The 5,752-nt window shown below is 59.9% G+C and carries 4 protein-coding genes; all 4 read left to right on the forward strand.

Annotation, left to right across the window (positions count from 1 at the left end; translation table 11 throughout):
* The coding region (locus FN633_RS14740) for a transglycosylase SLT domain-containing protein (protein WP_154058963.1) at nt 1-2,038 on the forward strand (2,038 nt) is incomplete at its 5' end.
* A gap of 1 nt (nt 2,039) precedes the next feature.
* Nucleotides 2,040-3,173, forward strand: a complete 1,134-nt coding sequence (locus tag FN633_RS14745; protein WP_243731507.1) for a hypothetical protein — start codon at nt 2,040-2,042, stop codon at nt 3,171-3,173.
* A gap of 28 nt (nt 3,174-3,201) precedes the next feature.
* The gene (locus FN633_RS18530; protein WP_243731508.1) at nt 3,202-3,720 is read left to right on the forward strand and encodes a hypothetical protein; all 519 of its coding nucleotides are present in this window, start codon (nt 3,202-3,204) and stop codon (nt 3,718-3,720) included.
* A partial coding sequence (locus FN633_RS14750) for a hypothetical protein (protein ID WP_154058964.1) occupies nt 3,720-5,752 on the forward strand: 2,033 nt, incomplete at its 3' end. The genes FN633_RS18530 and FN633_RS14750, both read left to right, overlap by 1 nt.

Raw genomic sequence — 5,752 nt, forward strand, 5'->3', positions numbered from 1 at the left:
GGTAGCCTGGCGCGAGAATGCTGCCAACGGTGCGGCGGAGGCATGGTACACACCGATGTATCAGCAGATGCTGGGGCCCGGCGGCAAGATTGAGGTAACCGACACGCCCAGTGAGGCGCAGCTGTTCTCAGCCATGATCTGGCAGGAAAGCGGCGGTAACCAGTATGGCAAAGACGGTGCGCCGCTGGTGTCCCCGAAAGGTGCCGTCGGCGTAGCCCAGGTTATGGAGTCTACCGGGCCAGAGGCTGCCCGTCTTGCTGGTGTCCCGTGGGATCGTGATAAATGGATGAACGACCCACGCTATAACGCGAAACTGGGCCAGGCATACTTCGGCGCGCAAATGCAGAAGTATGACAATAATCCCGTGCTGGCGGTGGCCGCTTATAACGCTGGGCCAGGCGCTGTAGATGGCTGGCTTGAGAAGATAGGCGATCCTCGCACCGGTCAGGTCAGCAATGCCCAGTTCGCAGCCGCTATCCCTTACGAAGAAACCCGTAACTACGTGGCGAAAGTCACCGGTAGCGCTGGAGCTATCCCGGGATCGGCAACGATGGAAAATCTGTCACGTCAGCCATTCTGGAATGCCATGAGTCCCGATAAAAAGTCGCAAATGATGAGCAAGGTTGCCGGTCTGTATGACATGCAGGCCGCCGCCGGTCGCGTGGCTATTCAGGGCCGCATGCAGGACGATCTCGCGAAACTCGAAGCGGGCCAGCCGGTGACCCCGATCTCTGCCCGTGAATGGGCGGCGGTGATGCCGCTGCAGGCTGCGCCCGCCGAACGCATGCAGATGGAGAAAACCTACCAGCAGTACCAGCAGGCGATGACGTTACAGCCCGTTTACCAGTCCATTGTGCAGGGCAGCGCCCAGCAGGGAATAGCAGCCGTGCAGGCCATGATGCCGAAAGAGTCCGATCCTGATTTCAAATACAAAGCCGAGCTTTATTCATCAGCCCAGGCAAAATTAAACCAGGTGCAAAAGGCCCGCGAAGCGGATCCTGGTAACTGGCTCCAGCAAAACTCTCCCGTCGTTAAGTCGGCATTTGCCGAGTACCAGAACAATCAGCAGTCCGGGGAATATCTGGTATCGCGCATCCAGGCTGAAAAAGACCGCCTGGGCATCAACAGCAAAAAGGTGCTGCCGGATACCATGATCGACAACCTGCTGCAGCGCATCGACAACACCCAGGAGTCTAGCGTTACGGCTATTCAGGCGGTGGCCCAGTCGTTCGGGAAATACTCCGATCAGGTCATGCAGCAGGTACAGAAAAACGCTTACCCGGCGCTGCAGGTCATCATGGCCACAGAGAACCCGCGAGCTGCGAATGCCCTCTGGCAGAGCCGCGGCGTGAAAACGTCAGATCTGCGCGGCAGCTTTGAGAAAACCGACGCCGACAGCGCCGATTCATCCTGGAACGACAAGGCTAAAGACTTCGCCAGCACGATGGTGGTACAGCCTGGCGGTACTGCCGTCTGGAACAACTTCAACGAGCAGGGCAAGCGCCTTACGTACATCAACATGCAGCGTGGCATGTCAGCCTCTGATGCGGCGAAGCAGGCCTATCAGGATATTCTCGGCGAGCAGTATCAGACCAGCGGCACATGGCGTCTGCCTAACCGGGCCGGAGTAGATCTGCGCGACGTCAACGACGGGGCCGGTAAATACCTTGAGGCACTGACTGCTGAGCAAATAATGCCGCTGGTGGGTGATCCCCGCCTGCCGGAAGACGTTAACCGTCAGCAGAGCCTGTCACGTATCAAAGACTCTGCGCAGTGGGTAACGAACAGCAATGAGACGGGGCTTACCCTGATGCTTAACGGCCTGATTGTTAACGGTGCCGACGGTCGGCCTTTATCCGTGTCGTTCCAGGACTTGTCTAAGCTGGGCGCGGCTAACCGCTCAACATGGAACAGCCTGCTTAAATTCACCGATACGCCTGTTAAATACACGCCGGGGCAGTCGAAGGGGTACAGCGCTGAAAGCCAGCGCGACAACCTGATCGACATCTTCCAGAGCGGCCAGCAGTCAGGACGATAATATGCCAATTTATACCGACGATCCGGGGCTGGGGATTAACCAGCCAATCGGCAACGCTCCCTCCGGCCTGGGCGAATCGCTGCTGTCTTCCCTTAAGCAGGGGTTTGAAGAGGGGCCGGTCATGTCCGGCTACCGCTTTGCGCAGGCTGATGCGCTGGCGAACGATCCAAACTCTGCGGTAGTCAGCAAAGCTGATGCTGATGAGCGGCTGAAGCAGTACGGCGTGAAAAGCATCAACGTGCCGGAGACCGGCGTTACCCAGGCGTTTCTGGATCACGTCGTTGCCGAGCGCAAGGACTCGTTGGCGCGCCAGCAGATCGCCGCGTCTGCGCCTTCTGGCTGGGTGGCTACTCCGCTTAACTTCACGGCAAGCCTGGCCGGGTCGATGGCCGACCCCGGCAACGTGGCGCTGGCATTTGTGCCGTTCGCCGGTGAGGCGCGGGCGGCATCCATGCTGGGGCGTTTCGGCGAGCGCTTTGTTGCCGGATCCCGCCTGGGTGCTGCGCAGGCAGTGGCCACCGTTCCATTTACTGCAATGGCAGCCGCTGCTGACGGCGATGATTTCACGTACGGCAACGCGCTGGAGAGCACCTTTTTTAACACGCTGGCTGGCGGCCTGATGCATGCGGGCGGCGGGGTGATATCCGACCTGGTGCGCCCACGGCGCGCAGCTGAGCCTGCCGCCGCAGAAACAGCGATCCCTACTCCAGACGCGCAGCCCACTCCGGTGGTGACCCCAGACAATATTCCGGCAGGCGTCAATATCCCGGAGCGTGGCACCAATTCAGATCTGGCTGCGGCAATCTCCAGCGATGCGGAGAATTACGCCTACAGCCGCGCCTATGATGATGTTGTGCCGGAGTATATGGCGCAGCAGCGGGAACTACAGACAGGGAAGATCGATAACGTTGCTGATCTGCGCGCCGAATTGACAGCTAACCAGCGGCAGGCGGACGCGCTGGACGCTACCGTGCAGCAGCGTACCACCGATTACCAGTCTCAGCGGATGAAGTTCAAGGATGCGCGGGCGCGGGCACTGAAAGACATCCAGGCGGAAAAGGATACATTCACCTCCCGCAACGCTGGAGCAGAACGCCGCCGCCGAGCAGGCACGCGGTCGCCAGTCCCAGGTTAATAAGGGCGAACTCCCTGATGACCTGAAGGTGCGTATTGCTGAACGCGCGCAGCAGATCCGGGATGGCATGCAGATGTCGCCAGTAGCCGGTGCTGTTCGTACAGCCGCCGGAGCAATTCGCGAGGCTGAATGGGCGGTTAACCAGCAGGCGTACCGCGCTGCGCTGGCGCACATGATGGAAGGCCGAAGCCCGGATGTTGAACCGTTCTACGAGCTGCATACTCCGGCGCTGCGTGAGCGCGCCATTCAGCGCATACAGAATCCTGTGCGCCAGATGGATGAAGCCGCGCGCCCGGTCAGCGAAACCGCTGATCGCGTGTACCGGGAAACCCAACAGGCAGGCCACGAGGTCACCGCCGCCGCTGCCGATCTCGAAAACGAGTTTAACCTGAGCAACGCGCTGCTGGACGATATCGCCGTCGACAATCCGGAGCTTGCGGCCACGATGCGCGAAAACCTCAATGCTATTAGGGCCGAGGCCAGCGACAATAGCATGAGCAACGCTTTCCGGGCCTTTGCCGCCTGTATGATTAACCGGGGGATTTGATGGCAGCCAATGAGTTTTTAACGCAGTGTGAGCGCACAGTAAACGCCGCCGCCGGGCGTGACCTGTCAGCTGATGAAATGGAGTCACTGGTGCGCGATATGCGCGATACCACCGAACGGATCATGGCGGGAAACGAGGCGCTGTCTCTTGAAGAGGCTGCTCTGCGGGCCGCCGAGGAGCTGAGTAACGCCGACGTGCTGGCGAAGCAGATAGAGGCCCGCAACAAGGCTATCAATACCCGTATCGCTGCCCAGCGCCTGGGCGAGCTGCGCACAACATGGAAAGACCGCCCCGATATCGGGCTGGAAGCGATGCTGGTAGGGCGTAACGATGCGCGCACCGGCTCCCGCCGCTCTGTATCTTCCGAGGTGGCCCAGCTACGGGGCAAGTACCACGCCGGGATCAACTTCGATTTCGACCGTGCTGACCTGGTGAAGTTTATCGCCAGCGGCAGCAATGACCGTGAGATCGCCGATGCAATGTGGCGCATCGGGCGCGGAGAACCTACCGACGGCATGACTCGCCAGTCAGTTGCAGCGGCGCAGATTATCTCGAAGTGGCAGGAGTCGGCGCGCATCGATGAGAACCGGGCCGGAGCATGGATCCGCAAAGAGCCTGGTTATATCGTCCGGCAGTCGCACGACATCATGAAAATCCGGTCCGCTGGTTTCGACGCCTGGCGCAACGCTATTCTGCCTCGCCTCGACGAGCGAACCTTCGACGGGGTAAACGACCGGGATCAGTTCATGCGCAATGTTTATAACGGCCTGGCCTCCGGCGTGCACCTCACCTCAGAGAAGCCGGACTGGATGAACGGCTTCAAGGGGTCGGCAAACGCGGCTAAGCGCGCCAGCCAGGAGCGCGTGCTGCACTTTAAAGACGGTATCTCCTGGCATGAATACAATCAGCAGTTCGGCACCGGCAGCCTGCGAGAGGCGGTATTTGGTGGCCTGAACAGCGCAGCGCGAAACACTGGCATGATGCGGGTGCTGGGCACCAACCCCGGCAACATGTTCAAGTACCTGACCGACACGATTGCCGATGACGTCAGCAAGTCCGGCAACCCGGCGGCACTGGCTGATTACATGACCAAAATCCGCCGCCTGAACCGCACTGTGATGCCGCAGGTCGATGGATCGCTTAATATCCCTGGTAGTGTGGGCTGGGCCAATGCATCGGCCAACGTTCGCGGCTGGCTGCGTATGAGCCAGCTCGGCGGCGCGGTGATCTCCTCATTCAACGACGTGCCTATCTCCGCGACAGAGATGCGCTATCAGGGGCAGAACTTCATGCAGGCGGTGCTGGGGGCGATGAAAGGGCGCTTTACCCGCTATACCAGTGCTGAGCAAAAGGAAATTCTCTCATCGATCGGTGTTTACTCCGATGCTATGACTCAGGAGATAATCCGCCGCATCTCCGGCGATGACAGCCTCACCGGGAAAATGGGCCGCGCACAGCAGTTGTTCTTCAAGTACAACCTGATGAACTTCTGGACGGAAAGCGGGCGCAACAGCAACGCCATGATGATCACCAACTGGCTGGCGCAGAACGCAGACCAGGCGCATGCCCGCCTGCCTGAGGATTTGCGCCGGGTGCTGGATCTGCATGGCATCGGAGATCGTGAGTGGGAGATATTCCGCCGCATGGACATGGCCGACAGCGAAGGCCGGAAATTCATGACGACCAGCGGCATTCGTGGCGTGCCCGACGATGTGATCTCCGGGTATGTGCAAAGTAAAGGGCTGAAGCCAACCGAGCGAGCTATAGCCGATGCCCGCGACCAGCTGGAAGGTCAGTTGCGCGCCTACATCCTCGATCGCCTGAACATCGCTATGTCGGAGCCTGGCGATCGCACACAGGCATTTATGAAGATGGGGACCGTGCCAGGCACCGTGGCAGGGGAGGCGATCCGCTTCGCCGGACAGTACAAATCCTTTACCGCCAGCTTCATGCAGAACGTGCTGGGTCGCGAGGTGTTTGGTCGCGGCTATACGCCCGCCGGGCTGGGCGAGTCGAAAACCACATCCATGAC

The organism is Pseudescherichia vulneris, from assembly GCF_902164725.1.
Lineage (GTDB): Bacteria > Pseudomonadota > Gammaproteobacteria > Enterobacterales > Enterobacteriaceae > Pseudescherichia > Pseudescherichia vulneris.

What these genes read in the sequence shown, in the direction of transcription:
- FN633_RS14745 (WP_243731507.1), top strand. Translation starts at nt 2,040, where the DNA reads ATGCCAATTTATACCGACGATCCGGGGCTGGGGATTAACCAGCCAATC.